12 protein-coding genes are annotated in these 13,672 nt (G+C 70.8%); 6 read left to right on the forward strand and 6 right to left on the reverse strand.

Annotated features, from left to right (window positions below; all coding sequences use genetic code 11):
* Window positions 1-78 precede the first annotated feature (78 nt).
* Window positions 79-2,763 carry an ATP-binding cassette domain-containing protein gene (locus ABH926_RS41170; RefSeq protein ID WP_370371745.1) on the forward strand — a complete coding sequence of 895 codons (2,685 nt, stop codon included), beginning with the start codon at window positions 79-81 and terminating at the stop codon, window positions 2,761-2,763.
* A gap of 145 nt (window positions 2,764-2,908) precedes the next feature.
* On the opposite strand, the gene ABH926_RS41175 is transcribed toward ABH926_RS41170, so the two are convergent.
* A complete protein-coding gene (locus ABH926_RS41175) occupies window positions 2,909-3,340 on the reverse strand; it encodes an ATP-binding protein (RefSeq protein WP_370371747.1) in 432 nt (143 codons plus the stop codon).
* A gap of 203 nt (window positions 3,341-3,543) precedes the next feature.
* Between ABH926_RS41175 and ABH926_RS41180 the strand changes: the two genes are divergently transcribed.
* Window positions 3,544-4,017 carry a nuclear transport factor 2 family protein gene (locus ABH926_RS41180; protein WP_370371749.1) on the forward strand — a complete coding sequence of 158 codons (474 nt, stop codon included), beginning with the start codon at window positions 3,544-3,546 and terminating at the stop codon, window positions 4,015-4,017.
* A gap of 77 nt (window positions 4,018-4,094) precedes the next feature.
* Here the strand turns inward: ABH926_RS41180 and ABH926_RS41185 are convergent, their stop codons facing one another.
* Entirely contained in the window at window positions 4,095-5,165 is a 1,071-nt protein-coding gene (locus ABH926_RS41185) for a DUF475 domain-containing protein (RefSeq protein WP_370371751.1), read from the reverse strand.
* 741 nt (window positions 5,166-5,906) lie between these two features.
* Here ABH926_RS41185 and ABH926_RS41190 point away from each other — a divergent pair.
* Together ABH926_RS41190 and ABH926_RS41195 are read left to right on the forward strand one after the other, a co-directional pair.
* Window positions 5,907-6,986 carry a cytochrome c oxidase assembly protein gene (locus ABH926_RS41190; protein ID WP_370371753.1) on the forward strand — a complete coding sequence of 360 codons (1,080 nt, stop codon included), beginning with the start codon at window positions 5,907-5,909 and terminating at the stop codon, window positions 6,984-6,986.
* A 179-nt stretch (window positions 6,987-7,165) separates the two neighbouring features.
* Window positions 7,166-7,924, forward strand: a complete 759-nt coding sequence (locus ABH926_RS41195; RefSeq protein WP_370371755.1) for an Ig-like domain repeat protein — start codon at window positions 7,166-7,168, stop codon at window positions 7,922-7,924.
* 17 nt (window positions 7,925-7,941) lie between these two features.
* Here the strand turns inward: ABH926_RS41195 and ABH926_RS41200 are convergent, their stop codons facing one another.
* Together ABH926_RS41200 and ABH926_RS41205 are read right to left on the reverse strand one after the other, a co-directional pair.
* Entirely contained in the window at window positions 7,942-8,682 is a 741-nt protein-coding gene (locus ABH926_RS41200) for an MBL fold metallo-hydrolase (protein WP_370371756.1), read from the reverse strand.
* Window positions 8,683-8,696: 14 nt separating this feature from the next.
* Complete coding sequence (locus ABH926_RS41205; protein WP_370371757.1) at window positions 8,697-9,029, reverse strand: YnfA family protein; 333 nt, start codon at window positions 9,027-9,029, stop codon at window positions 8,697-8,699.
* 307 nt (window positions 9,030-9,336) lie between these two features.
* On the opposite strand from ABH926_RS41205, the gene ABH926_RS41210 reads away from it, so the two are divergent.
* Window positions 9,337-11,028, forward strand: a complete 1,692-nt coding sequence (locus tag ABH926_RS41210; protein ID WP_370371758.1) for a YibE/F family protein — start codon at window positions 9,337-9,339, stop codon at window positions 11,026-11,028.
* Between the two features lie 220 nt (window positions 11,029-11,248).
* On the opposite strand, the gene ABH926_RS41215 is transcribed toward ABH926_RS41210, so the two are convergent.
* Both ABH926_RS41215 and ABH926_RS41220 read right to left on the reverse strand, forming a co-directional pair.
* Window positions 11,249-12,685, reverse strand: a complete 1,437-nt coding sequence (locus ABH926_RS41215; protein ID WP_370371817.1) for a GuaB1 family IMP dehydrogenase-related protein — start codon at window positions 12,683-12,685, stop codon at window positions 11,249-11,251.
* 95 nt (window positions 12,686-12,780) lie between these two features.
* Window positions 12,781-13,104 (reverse strand): L,D-transpeptidase, encoded by a 324-nt coding sequence (locus ABH926_RS41220; protein ID WP_370371760.1) that lies wholly within the window; start codon window positions 13,102-13,104, stop codon window positions 12,781-12,783.
* Between ABH926_RS41220 and ABH926_RS41225 the strand changes: the two genes are divergently transcribed.
* Window positions 13,103-13,624, forward strand: a complete 522-nt coding sequence (locus tag ABH926_RS41225; protein ID WP_370371761.1) for a hypothetical protein — start codon at window positions 13,103-13,105, stop codon at window positions 13,622-13,624. The two genes, ABH926_RS41220 and ABH926_RS41225, sit on opposite strands and share 2 nt — an antisense overlap.
* Window positions 13,625-13,672: the final 48 nt, after the last annotated feature.

Here is a 13,672-nt window from a genome sequence, read left to right on the forward strand (position 1 = left end):
CATCCCGCATGTCACAGCCCTTTCACGGTTCCGGACCCGCGTTGCAGCCCGGGGGGGCCGAGCCGAAATGATGGCTGCGTGTCCCAGCAACCGGAACAGGCCGCACCGCTGACTCTGCAGATCCTCCCCGACGGGAGCGAGCGGGTCTTCGACGGAACCCGCCGGGTCGTCATCGGCCGCGACCCCAACCAGGCCGACGTGATCGTCGCCGAGCCGCGGGCGTCCCGGGTCCACGCGACGTTGTACCTCCAGGGTGGCGCGTGGGTCCTGGAGGACGCCTCGAGCCAGGGCACGTTCGTGCAGAACACCCGTCTGACGGCGCCGATGGCGCTGCCGGGGCCGGTGGTGGTGCGGCTCGGCCACCCAGTGGACGGGCAGGAGGTGCGCCTGGTGCCCGGGGCGCGCCGGCCCAACCTGCCGCCGCCCGGACAGCCGGGGCAGCCCGGGCAGGCAGGACAGCAGGGCCCGCAGGCACAGCAGGCACAGCAGGCACAGCCCGGCTATCAGCAAGCCGGCCCCGCACCACAGCAGGGATTCCCGGGGCAGCCGTTCCCAGGTCCGCGGGGACAGCCGGGACCGAAGCCCTCACAGCAGGGACACCCCGGGCAGCAGGCGCCTCAGGGCCCTGGCGCCCCCATTGGCAGCGCCACCATCATCAACCCCCAGCCGTGGGCCCAGCAGCCTGGCGCCGTCCCACAGGCCGCTCCGTACGTGCCCCAGCAGAGCCCGGGACAGCAGCCGCAGCAGCCGCGCCTCGGTGAGTACACCGGCGTCTACCAGACCTCCAACACGCTGCGAATAGGCCGCGACGCCGCCAACGACATCGTCCTGCACGACCTGCAGGCCTCGCGCTTCCACGCCGAGCTGCAGTTCCGCGGCGGCCGCTTCGAGATCGTCGACAAGGGCAGCCACAACGGCACCTACCTGAACGGCGTGCGCGTCAACCGCGCCGAGGTGCGCGAGGGCGCGATCATCGCGATAGCCCGGCACCTGCTGCGCTTCCACAACGGCATGCTCCAGGAGTTCGTCGACACCGGCGGGATCACCTTCTCCGCGGCGAACCTCGGCGTGCTGGCCGGACCGAAGGTCCTGTTGGACAACGTGAGCTTCGCTCTGGAAGGCGGCGACTTCCTCGCGGTGCTCGGTCCGACCGGCGCCGGCAAGTCCACGCTGATGAAGGCCCTGACAGGCAACCGTCCCGCGGACCGCGGCGCGGTCTTCTATAACGGACGCGACTTGTACGCCAACTACGCGGAACTCCGCAACCGCGTCGGCTACGTCCCGCAGGACGACATCCTGCACCCGCAGCTGAAGGTCCGCGACGCCCTGCGCTACGCCGCGCAGCTGCGCTTCCCGCCGGACGTCGCCGCCCACGAGCGCAACGCCCGCGTCGACGAGGTCATGGCCGAGCTCGGCCTGACCGAGCGCGCGGGCCTGGCCGTCGAGAAGCTCTCCGGCGGCCAGCGCAAGCGCACCTCGGTCGCCATCGAGCTCCTGACCCGGCCCAGCCTGCTGATCCTGGACGAGCCGACCTCCGGCCTGGACCCGGGGTACGAGAAGTCGGTGATGGACCTGCTGCGCAAGCTCGCCGACGGCGGCCGCACGGTCATCACCGTGACGCACAGCATCCAGAGCCTGGACCGCTGCGACCGCATCCTGTTCCTGGCGCCCGGCGGGCAGACCGCGTTCTTCGGGCCACCGCCGGAGACGCTGCAGTTCTTCAGCAGGAGCACCTACGCGGAGGTCTTCCAGGACCTGGACCGCGCCGCGCCCGGCTTCGCGCAGCACGCCTTCGCCGGCTCCCCGGCCGACCAGCAGTACGTGCAGGGCCCGCTGGGCGCACAGCTGAACAAGGTCAACGGCGCGGCCAACGCGCAGCAGGCCGCGACCCCGGCCGCGAACCCGCACTGGGGCCACCAGCTCGCCACCCTGTTCAAGCGGTTCAGCTCCGTGGTGTGGGCCGACAAGCGCAACACCGCGATGCTGTTCATGCAGGCACCGATCCTGGGCCTGCTGATGCTTGCGGTGCTGGGCTCCAACGATCTGTCCGCGCAGGACCCGGTCGCCGCCCACAAGGCCGGCTCGGTGCTACTGGCGCTGGTGCTGGGCGCGACGTACCTCGGCGCCTCCAACTCGATCCGCGAGATCGTGAAGGAGAGACCGATCCTCGCGCGGGAGAGAGCGATCGGGCTGTCGCCGTCGGCGTATGTGCTGTCGAAGGTGATCCTGCTGGGCATGCTGACGATCGCGCAGGCCGCGGTCCTGGTGTTCCTCGGTATCGTGCGCCAAGGCGGTCCCGGCCACGGCTCGGTGCTGTCCTCCGGCCAGTTCGAACTCTTCATCGACGTGGCGCTGGCCGGGCTGGCGGCGATGGCCCTGGGCCTGCTGATCTCCGCGTTCGTGTCGAACGGCGACAAGGCGCTGACCATCCTGCCGGTCATCCTGTTCGCCGAGTTCCTGTTCACGGGTTCGGCATTCCCGGTCAACAAGACCCCGGGCCTGGAGCAGGCCAGCTACCTGGCCTCGGCCAAGTGGGGTTACTCGGCCGCCGCCTCCACGGCGGACGCCGACGTGCTGCTCGGGACCGGCTGCAACGACACCTCGCTGCGCGGTCCGCTGCCGGGCGCCAAGTGCGACGCCACGCAGGCCCACAAGGCCGGCGCCTGGTCCGGCGACATCGCCGCGCTCGCCGCGCTCACTGTGGTGTGCGTCGCCGGCGCGTGGCTGGCGATCCGGCCGGTGGGGCAGCCGAAGCGGAAGTAACGCCGCGGTTATGTGGTGCCGACACGGCAATGGTGCGCGTCCCGGGTATAGGGGATGCGCACCATACGTTTCGTTGAGCAGTGCGACCTATAGAGATGCAGTCTCTGTAGCCGCCTATAGAGCGCGCCGTATAGCGGGGATCCGCTTAGGCCGCCCCGACAGCGTCCTCGAACTCCCAGTACCTGTTCGCCCGCAAAGGCAACTCCACCCGCACCGTCTTCCCGCCGCCGTCCGGATCGGCCGGCACCTCGGTGCGCCCGCCGACCTCCGCGGTCAGGTCGCGCACCAGTTGTAGGCCCCAGCCGCCGCTGTCGTCGGGGTGCGGGCTCAACAGGGCCTTGGGCCGGTGCGGATGGCGGTCGTGGACGGCCACCGTCAGGCAGCCGTACTCCAGGGCCAGCGTCACCTCGGCCTGGCGGCACAGCAGCGCCGCGTGCTTGGCCGTGTTGGTGACCAGCTCACTGATGATCACGATCGCCGAGTCGACCATCGTCTCGTCCAGGTCCAGGCCCCAGTCGACGAATACCTCGCGCGCCACCCGGCGCGCGGCCGCCGCGCCCTCGGATTTCGTGGGCACAGCGAAGGTGATCCGGTAGCCGCATCTCGACTCCCGCCCGACCCCGAGCACTTCCATCACCTCACACGTAGTGGCGCGCTGCGTTCCGTCTCGGAACGGCTCCCCCGCCGTCGGTACAGTTGCCATGCTGCCCGTGCGTTGGCAGTCATGCCCCCTGCACGGCAGATTCACTCCTGCGAATGCACGTTCATTTGGAGGCTCCGTTGAACAGTGAGCACGCGATAGCCGACCGCTTCGCCCTCGACGACCTGCTCACGGCTTACGCGGTCGCGATCGACACCGACCAGGTGACGGAACTCACACGTCTGTCGACACCGGACGCGGTTTTCGACTACCAGTCCAGCGGCGGTCCGCGCGGATCCGTGGAGGACGCACAGCAGTGGCTGGAGAAGTCACTCACGCAGGTCCCGGTCCGGGCGCACCTCATCGTGAACCGGCGCTTCGAGATCCACGGGGAGACCGCCTGCGCCGAGGCGCACTTCTTCAACCCGATGTCTGTGCGCGTGCCCGGGCAGAAGAGCGACATGTGGAACCCCGGCGGGGGCTACTACTCCGTCAACTTCCGGCGGACGGAGAAGGGCTGGCGGATCTCAGAGCTCGTCATGCTCCAGACGTGGCGGGTCGCCGTCGCGGTGCACACGGCGGGAAAGGCGGGCGGGGGGCACCGCGCTTCCTGACAGGTCCGGATCCGGGTTCGCCGCGGGCCGATCGCCGTCCAGGACGGCCTCGGCCGGCGCACCGGGCGCCCGGTCCGTCAGGACTTCAGCGCGCGGCGCTCGGCGCCCGCCCTGTCTTCCCCCTTCGCCTTCACCGCCGAATGCACGAAGGCCGCCACGATCATCGAGGTGCCGGCCAGCGAGGCCAGCCAGTCCGGCACGTCCGGGCCGATCTCCACCAGCAACAGCACGGCGAGCACGCCGATCGAGTAGTAGGCGCCGTGTTCGAGGTAGACGTAGCGGTCAAGGGTCTTCTTGCGGACCAGGAACACCGTCAGGCTGCGGACGTAGGCCGCGCCGATGCCCAGGCCGATGGTGAACAGCGCGATGTCGACGGTGACGGAGAAGCCACCCATGACGCTGTCGAAGGAGAAGCTGGCGTCCAGGACTTCCAGGTAGATGAAAAGCATCAGCGCCTGGCGCCCCTGTGGTGGCCTCTCGTCGGCCTCTTCGGCCAGCGCCTCGCTGCGGTCCGCCGCGGCCTCGGAGAGCCGCTTGATGGTGAAGTAGGTCGCCAGCCCGATGATCCCGGCGACCGGGACGCCCAGCGGATGATCGGTCGCGAAGGTCCGGGCGGCGATCAGCAGGAAGAGCACGACGCCGACGACCTGGAACGCCTCCAGCGCCAGCGGCTTGAACCGCTCGCCGAGCGCGGCCAGCCGCCGCTCGAAGAACGGCAGCCAGACCTGGTCGTTGCCGCTGAGGAAGAAGTCCATGAAGATCATCAGCAGGAAGACGCCGCCGAACGCGGCGATCAGCGGCTGCACACCGAGGATCTCGTGCGCGTAGCCGTTCGGATCATGGATGGAACTGCTCAACACGTGCACCGGGCTCTGGCGGGTGGCCGCCACCAGCACCACCATCGGGATGACCAGCCGCATCCCGAAGACCGCGATGAGGACACCGACCGTCAGGAAGATGCGCTGCCAGCGCACGTCGAACCGGCGCAGCACCGTCGCGTTCACGACGGCGTTGTCGAACGACAGCGCCACTTCCAGCACAGCCAGCATCGCCACGACGGTCGCCGACTCGACGCCCCCGAGCCACAGGGCGAGCACTAAACCCAGAAGGGTGGCGCCATAGGCGACGCCGAAGTCCCGTCCGCGCATGTCAACGGCCCTTTCTGCCAAGCACGCAGCCCTCCCCGGGGACCCCGGAAGCCGACCGCGCCGTCGTGATCGGGCCCGCATGACGCGCACCCACCGCCTGTACTTAGGATGCCCTACTCAGACTCCTAATACACGACAGGGGTCATCGGAAAGGGGCGCTCGCCCCGCGGCACGCCACCGATCGCACCCACCGCTGCCGCATCAGGTCGCGTAGATCCCTAAACATCGCCTTTCCACAACACCCCACACCGGAATCCTCGCGGCGCCACCGGTCGTTCGACCGCCACCACCGCCACGCTGATCAGCAGAACGGGGCTCCGTGGACTGTCAACGGGTCCTCGGTTCAAGGGATTGTCCAAAGGGGTGGGGTTTTGGCTGTGTTGGACGGGGCGTCGCCAAACGCTGACGCGACACTCGTGACGTCGGGGGGCGGGAGCGTCGGGAATGCCGGGAAACGCTCAGCCCTGCTGCCGACCTGGAGCAGGCGATGCTGACCGCGGCCACCACGGGGACCTCGGCGGACTCGGCGCTGTCCGACGCCTCGACGAAGATCTCCAAGCTGATCGGCGACTACAACGCGGCGGTCAGCGGCTGACGTCTTGCGGGACCTGCCCGCCGGGCCCGGGAAGCGCAGTCATAAAATGACTGCGCTTCCCGTCCTTTTCAGGGCGGAACCACCACGCACGACGAAATGAGCAGGGGCCAGGACCCATGGTGACGCCAGCTTCGACAGCCGTTCCGATGCCCGATCCACTGACCGGGTCGCAGGTGGGCTCGGCGTGGCGGCTGAATCCCTATGTCGGGGCGATCCTGCTGGCCGTGGCGGCGCTCTACGTGGTCGGCACGCTGGTGGCCCGGCGGCGCGGCGGACGCTGGCCGCTTTACCGGACGGTGACCTTCCTGCTGGGCCTGGCGCTGTTCGCCTGGACGACCATGTCGTTCCTGGCGGTGTACCAGCAGGTGATGTTCTGGCCGCACGCCGTGCAGATCATCACCCTGCTCATGGTGGTGCCGCTGTTCCTGGCGCTCGGGATGCCGTTGGCCCTGGTGATCGAGGGCGGCCCGCGGTGGCTGGCGGCCCTGGTCCGGCGGGCGCTGGCGACCCGGATCGCGGCGCTGGCGACGTTCCCGGCCGTGGTGTCGATCGTGTTCCTGGCGACGCCGTTCACCGTCTACTTCTCGCCGATCTACGAGGCCACGCTGCGTTCGCGCGGCTCGGCGTGGGTGCTGAGCTTCGCCCTGTGCGCGCTGGGCTTCTTCTACTACTGGACGCGGCTGCGGCTGGACCCGGTGCCGAAGGAGTACCCGCACCTGGTGTCCGTGTGGATCACGTTCGCGGAGGCCATCGCCGACGGGGCGTTGGGCCTGACGCTGATGCTGGGGCACCACCTGGTCGCCGGGGACTGGTACACGGCCCTGAACCGGCCGGGCGGGTTGTCGCCCAGGCAGGACCAGGTGTGGGGCGGCGGGGCGCTGTGGCTGATCGGGGACCTGGCCGGGGTGCCGTTCCTCGGCGCGCTGTGGCGGCGGATGTTCGACGAGGACCGGGACCGGGCCGCCGAGGTGGACGCGGAGCTGGACGCTTTGGAGGCCCAGGGCGCGATCGTCTACGGGACGGTCTCGTCGTCCGTCGACGAGGCGCGTGACGGAGCCGGTGACGTAGTGGGCGACGTAGACGCGTCCACCCCGGCGTCTATCTCTCATACTTCTCCGGCGACCGTCGGCGCGGCCGCGACCGGCGAGGACGCGAAGCGGACCCGCCCCTGGTGGGAGACCGATCCGCTGCTCGGCCGACGCATGGGATTCCTCGAAGAGGAGTGATCGCGCCGGCCGGTCGTCACCCATTTGGCCTCGTGCAATAACAGCAGACTCATCTCAGCATGATGACGGATGTCCGTTTTGTGGATATCCGGGAGAGTTGTTCTCGCCACCGGGAACCGCGCCGACACCCCGTCGCCGGACCGGACGGCCACCGATCACGACCGATCTGGAGGACAACCATGTTTCGCACGACTTTGACCACGTCCCGCGCCCGCCGCTGCTCGGGGGCGGTGGTCGCGGCCGCGGCCGCCGCGCTGGTGCTGACGCCGGGGGCGGCGTTCGCGGCCGGGCAGCCGGCGGGCCCGGGCGGCGGGCACTCCGTCAGCCACCGGGGCGGGCACTCGGGGCCCACGAGCGGGCACGCTGGTGCGGGCCGTTCGACTTCGCACCGGACCGGACATGCCGGGGCGGGCCACGGCACGCACACCACCACCGGACACGCCGGACACCCCGGGCGCACCGGCTCCGGTCACGGCGGCGCGAAGGCGACGACGCACGGCGGCGTCGGCACGGCGGGGCACCGGACCGGGACGGCATCGCACCGGACCGGATCGGCGTCGCACAGCAGCGGTGCGGCGACGGGTAGGGCGGCCGGCTCGGCAACGCGGGCGAAGGCGGCCGGCACGAACACCTCGGCCGCCGACCAGGGGGCGACGGTCACCAAGCTCTCCGTGTCCCGCGGCACCGCGGACGACGGCGTCCTGACGATGTCGGCGCGCGTGTCGCCGGCGCACCGCACCGCCGGCGCCTCCGCGGTGACCGGCAGCGTGGTGTTCACGCTGGACGGCGCCTCGTCCGGCCCGATCCCGCTGACCGGGGGCCGCGCGATGGTGCAGGCCGAGGCAGGCCCGGGCGAGCACACCGCCTCCGTGCAGTACAGCGGCGACGACGAGCACATGCCGAGCGATTCCGGGCCGGTGAGCGTGACGGCGGAATGAGCCCGGCGGCCGGTCGGCTACGCGTCGAAGGACAGCCCGGCGGTGGCCACGCCGATGCGGCCGTCGTACTGCCTCGCCGCGGCGTCGAGGTACTCCCCCGGCTCTGAGCCCGACCACAGGTGCGTCAGCACCAGCCTGCCCACATCCGCTTCCGCAGCCTGCCGTGCCGCCTGCCCGGCGGTCGACAGATAAGGGGCATCGTCGGCGGCCATCACTTCCGGATACGTGGCCTCCGCGATGAGCGCGTCCGCGCCCCGCGCCAACTCGACGAGCGCGGGGCTCGGACCGCCGTCCCCGGTGTAGACGACGGACCGGCCGCCGGCCGTCACCCGCACCGCCGCGTTGGGTACCCAGTGCGGCAGCAGGGCGGTCCGCAGCTCGAATGGTCCGATCGCGAACCCCGCCCCCGGCGCGAAGTCGTGGCGTGCCAGCGCCGCGTCGAGCATCCCCGGCCGGTCCAGGGCCAGGACCGCGTCCAGGGCCCTGTGCGGCGCGTACACCGGCAGCGGATCGGGGTCGGCTCCGCCCAAGGCCCGGGCCCGGAGCAGAGGATTGAGGTCAGCGCAGTGGTCGGGGTGCCCGTGGCTGATGTAGACGGCGTCCAGTTGTTCCGCCGGCATCAGCTCCAGCAGCCGCGGCAGCACCGCGTAGCCCGCGTCGACCAGAAGGGAGAAGCCCTCGTGGCGTAGAAGAAAGCCGCTGCACGGCTCGTCAGCCGCCGGCCATGCCCCGCTGCCGCCCAACACCGTCACTCGCATGTGCCGATGATGCCTCAGCGCCGCGGCGCGTAGATGATGACCGCCATCCCGATCAGGCAGACCGCCGCGCCGATGATGTCGAAGCGGTCCGGCCGGTAACCGTCGGCCACCCACCCCCACAGTAAGGAGCCCGCCACGAACACCCCGCCGTAAGCGGCCAGGACCCGCCCGAAGTCCGCGGAGGGTTGCAGCGTCGCGACGAACCCGTACAGCGCCAGACTCACCGCGCCGCACGCCGTCCACCCCCAACCGCGGTGTTCGCGCACGCCCTGCCAGATCAGCCACGCGCCGCCGATCTCCAGGACCGCCGCGACCACGAACAATGCGATGGACCGCAGGACCGTCACTGCACCCGACCTCCCGGCTCAGGCGCTCCCGGCGGGACCGCCACCGCGCGCCAGCTTAGGGCGTCGGCCGCCACGACGGCCGTGCCGTACCGACCGATATCGCCACAAATACGTTGACTCACCTCAGAATCCGCCCCGGCCACGGCCGTCCCGACCAATATCGACACCAGTCAAATGTCCGCAAAGATGTTCACGTCTTGGCGTCGTTCTCACCTTCAGCCGCTATCGTGTGGCGGCAGCCCGGGCCCATCCCGACGCGGGCCTGAGCGCCGTCCCAGCACCACCGACCCACGGAGAGCCGATGGCCGTGAGCAGCCGACGTTCGAGGTCTGCGCAGGGCCGTTCCGGCCGGAGCGGGTCCGGGCAAGGACACTCCCACGGGCACTCGCACGGCCACGGGCCGGCCACGCCGGCCTCGCCCCGGCTGCGCACCCTGATCACCGCACTGCTGCTGCCGGTGGCCGCCGCGGCGGTGGCCGGGCTGGTGCTGCTGTGGCCGTCGGCGGCGAAGTCGCCGATCCCGCCGCAGGTGTGGGTGCAGGGGACGGTGACGGCCTCGGCGCTGGTGCAGTCCGGCCCGAACGACGGCGGCACCACGGCGGGCGGGTCCACCGCCCCCGGCGGGCTGGACACCACCAACGACCAGCTCACCGTACAGATCACCAGCGGACCGACCAAGGGCTCGACCGCCACCGTGACGGTGGGCGTGGACCCCGCCACGCCCAAGTACTCCGTCGGCGACGGCCTGGTCCTGACCTACAACAAGAGCCAGCCGGGAGGCAGCCAATACGACATCAAGGACTTCCAGCGCGGGCCGCCGCTGATGAGCCTGGCGATCGCGTTCGCGCTGTTCGTCCTGGTGATCGGCCGCTGGCGCGGGGCCGGTGCGATCGCGGCGCTGGCCGTGTCGTTCGCGGTGCTCGTGAAGTTCACGCTGCCGGCGATCGTCGGCGGCGAGAACTCCATCGAGGTGGCGGCCGTGACCGCGGGCGTCATCCTGTTCGCCGCGCTGTACGCGACGCACGGGGTGTCGGTCCGGACCTCCGTGGCGGTCCTGGGCACCGCGCTGAGCCTGGGCCTGATCGGGGCCCTCGGCGAGGCCGGCACCAAGCTGGCGCACCTGAGCGGCCTCGGCGACGACAACGCCGCGACCGTGGCGGGCTACTTCCACAAGGTCGACATCCAGGGCCTGCTGCTGGCCGGCATCATCATCGGCGCCCTCGGCGTGCTCAACGACGTCACCGCCACCCAGGTCTCCTCGGTCTGGGAGCTGAAGGCGGCCGACCCGACGATGAGCGCCGCCGACCTGTTCCGAGTGGGCATGCGCATCGGCCGCGACCACATCGGCTCGACCGTGAACACCCTGGTCCTGGCCTACGCCGGCGGCAGCCTCCCGCTGTTCGTCCTGATGACCACCTCCAGCCAGGGCTGGAGCGGCGCGGCCGGCGCCGAGGTGGTGGCCGAGGAGATCGTGCGCACCCTGGTGGGGTCGATCGGCCTGGCCGCGGCCGTCCCGATCACCACGGCCCTGGCCGCCTACTTCGCCTCCGGCGAGGGCGAGACCATGGACGCGCAGACCTCCCGCCTGGAGTACACCGACCTCCGCGAGCGCCGCGGCCGCCGCAGCGTGATCGACGACCTGAACGACGAGGACGCCCTCACCACCGACGACACCCTGACCGGCACCCGCCCGAACCGCCCGAGCGGCACCCCGGGCCGCGCCGCACCGGTCCCGCGCATGCCGGAAAGCCGCCGCAGCGGCGAGTGGAACCTGGACGGCACGCGCGCCGGAGGCGGCGTCGGCAACGGCAGCGGTCCGCACCGGATGCCGCGCCCGGCGCCATATCCCGCGCCGGCGCCACAGCCGCAACCCCAGCCGCAGCCGGCTGTGGATCCCTACGATCAGAACCCTTATGGGAGCGACGCCTATGGGTCCGATCCCTATGGGGCGGATCCCTATGGTGGGCAACAGCAGAACCCGCCGCCCTACTACGGATAAGCGGCAGGGTGCGTATGGGAGAACCCATACGCGCCCACGCGATGAGCCAGCTCACTTGTCGGGGCGGGCCACGCCTCAGCAGGCAGCATGTACCGGCCAATCAGCCAACTCGTCTGATGGCGCAGGCCACGCCTCAGCAGACAACACGTAACGCCCGATAAGCCAGCTCGCCTGCCGGCGCAGGCAATGCGCCAGCAGGCAAGCGTCTACTGCCGCCACCTCACCAACTGCTATGCAGCGGCTTCCCTTCAGCGAACCCTGCGGCGCTCTGCACACCGACCACGGCCCGCTCGTGGAACTGCGCCAGGTCCTGCGCGCCGGCGTAGGTGCACGAGCTGCGGACTCCGGCGATGATGGCATCGATCAGGTCCTCGACGCCGGGGCGCTCGCGGTCCAGGTACATCCGTGAGCTGGAGATGCCCTCCTCGAACAGGGCCTTGCGGGCTCGGTCGAAGGCGGAGTCCTCGGCGGTGCGGAGGCGGACCGCGCGGGCGGAGGCCATGCCGAAGTTCTCCTTGTAGAGCTTTCCTTCTCCGTCGCGGACGGCGTCGCCGGGGGACTCGTGGGTGCCGGCGAACCAGGAGCCGATCATCACGTTGGAGGCGCCGGCGGCCAGGGCGAGTGCCACGTCGCGGGGGTGGCGGACGCCGCCGTCGGCCCAGATGTGCTTGCCGAGGCGGTGGGCTTCGGCGGCGCATTCGTAGACGGCTGAGAACTGCGGGCGGCCGACGCCGGTCATCATGCGGGTGGTGCACATGGCGCCGGGGCCGACGCCGACCTTCACGATGTCCGCGCCGGCTTCGATCAGGTCGCGGGTGCCCTCGGGGCTGACCACGTTGCCGGCCACCAGCGGGACCGCCGGGTTGAGGGCTCGGACCGCTGCCAGGGCTTCGAACATCTTCTCCTGGTGGCCGTGGGCGGTGTCGATGACCAGGACGTCGGCGCCGGCGGCGAGGAGTTCCTTGGCTCGCGCCGCCACGTCGCCGTTGATGCCGATCGCGGCGCCGATACGGAGCCGGCCCTGGTCGTCGACCGCCGGCTTGTACAGCGCGGAGCGCAGGGCGCCCTTGCGGGTCCACAGGCCGGTGAGGCGGCCGGCGGAGTCCACGACCGGGGCCAGGCGGTGCTTGCCGTCCAGGGCGTCGAAGGCCGCCTCGGCGGTGGTGCCGTCCGGGATGGTCAGCAGGTCGCGGGACATGATGTCGCCGATGCTGGTGAACCGGTCGACGCCGGCGCAGTCGGCCTCGGTGACGATGCCGGCCGGGCGTCCGTCGCCGTCCACCACCACCAGGGCGCCGTGGGCGCGCTTGGGGAGCAGCGCCAGCGCCTCGCCGACGGTGCTGGTGGGGGCCAGGGTGACCGGGGTGTCGTAGACCGGGCTGCGGTCCTTGACCCAGCCGATCACCTCGGCGACCACGTCGAGCGGGATGTCCTGGGGGATGACCGTCAGGCCGCCGCGGCGGGCGACGGTCTCGGCCATCCGGCGGCCGGCGACGGCGGTCATGTTGGCCACGACCAGCGGGATCGTGGTCCCGGTGCCGTCGGAGGAGCTCAGGTCCACGGCCAGGCGGGAACCGACCTGGGATCGGGCGGGGACCATGAAAACGTCGTCGTACGTGAGGTCGTACGGAGGAGAGTACTGGTTGAGGAAACGCACGTAGTAAGACTGTATCAAAACGGTCACGGGCGCCTCCCCAGCTGGTGACCAACGTCACGACCAGCGGAAAGGCGCCCGGAGGAGGCGGACCAGGCTCAGTACACGACCACGGTGTCCCCGACCCGGGTGTCGGCGAACAGGCGCGCCACCGCGGCCCGGTCGCGCACGTTCACGCAGCCGTGCGAGTGGTGCGCGTAGCCGTAGGTCGCGAAGTCGATGGAGAAGTGCACCGCCTCGCCGCCGCTGAAGAACATCGCGTCCGGCATCGACGTGTGGTAGATCGTCGAGATGCAGTGCTCCATCTTCATGTAGATGTCGAACTTGCCCTTGCGCGTCGGGTTGTTCTCGTCGCCGAAGCGCACGTCCATCCCGTACTGCGGCTTGCCGTCTATGACCCACAGCAGCGTGTCGGTGCTCATGTCGATGCAGATCACGCGGCCGGTCATGCAGCGCGGGTCCAGCGCGCCGGGCTTGTTGCTGCCGATCGGCACCCCGGCCAGCCAGCCCGAGCCGCTGTTGGTCTTGGGCGGTGTGCTGGGCTTGGTGGTGGTCTTGGCCGGCGTCGGCGTGGTCGGGTGCGTCGACGGCGCCGTCGTGGTCGGGCTGGTGCTCGGCTTCGAGCTGGAGCTCGGGGCCGAGGACGAGCTCGACGACGCCGCGCTGCTCGTCGGCGCGATCGCGCTGCTGGTCGGCAGCGAGGTCGGCGTCGGCGTCGGCGCCGACGCGCTCGACGAGGGGGCCGTCGAGGAGGTGCTCACCCCCGCCGCCTGCTGCACCGCGTCCGCCGAGGTCGTGTTGGTCCCGCCCGAGCCCGACGAGCACCCAGTCACGCCCAGCGCCACCGCGCCGGCGACGGCGATCAAAGCGCCGCGCTTCCCCGCCCCAGAAGTCCTCATGCTCCTATCGACGCCTAAGGGCGGGCTCTCGTTGCGTCCGTGAGCGGCGAAATCGAGTTGTTACAGAAGCGCGCGGCAACTACTAGATTGC

This window comes from Catenulispora sp. GP43 (genome assembly GCF_041260665.1).
Taxonomy (GTDB): Bacteria; Actinomycetota; Actinomycetes; order Streptomycetales; family Catenulisporaceae; genus Catenulispora.

Coding starts and splice junctions, on each gene's coding strand:
- ABH926_RS41185 (WP_370371751.1), bottom strand. CDS start 5,165: ATGCGCGGACGGGACTTCGGCGTCGCCTATGGCGCCACCCTTCTGGGT.
- ABH926_RS41190 (WP_370371753.1), top strand. CDS start 5,907: ATGCCCGATCCACTGACCGGGTCGCAGGTGGGCTCGGCGTGGCGGCTG.
- ABH926_RS41195 (WP_370371755.1), top strand. CDS start 7,166: ATGTTTCGCACGACTTTGACCACGTCCCGCGCCCGCCGCTGCTCGGGG.
- ABH926_RS41200 (WP_370371756.1), bottom strand. CDS start 8,682: ATGCGAGTGACGGTGTTGGGCGGCAGCGGGGCATGGCCGGCGGCTGAC.
- ABH926_RS41225 (WP_370371761.1), top strand. CDS start 13,103: ATGTCGATGCAGATCACGCGGCCGGTCATGCAGCGCGGGTCCAGCGCG.
- ABH926_RS41220 (WP_370371760.1), bottom strand. CDS start 13,104: ATGAGCACCGACACGCTGCTGTGGGTCATAGACGGCAAGCCGCAGTAC.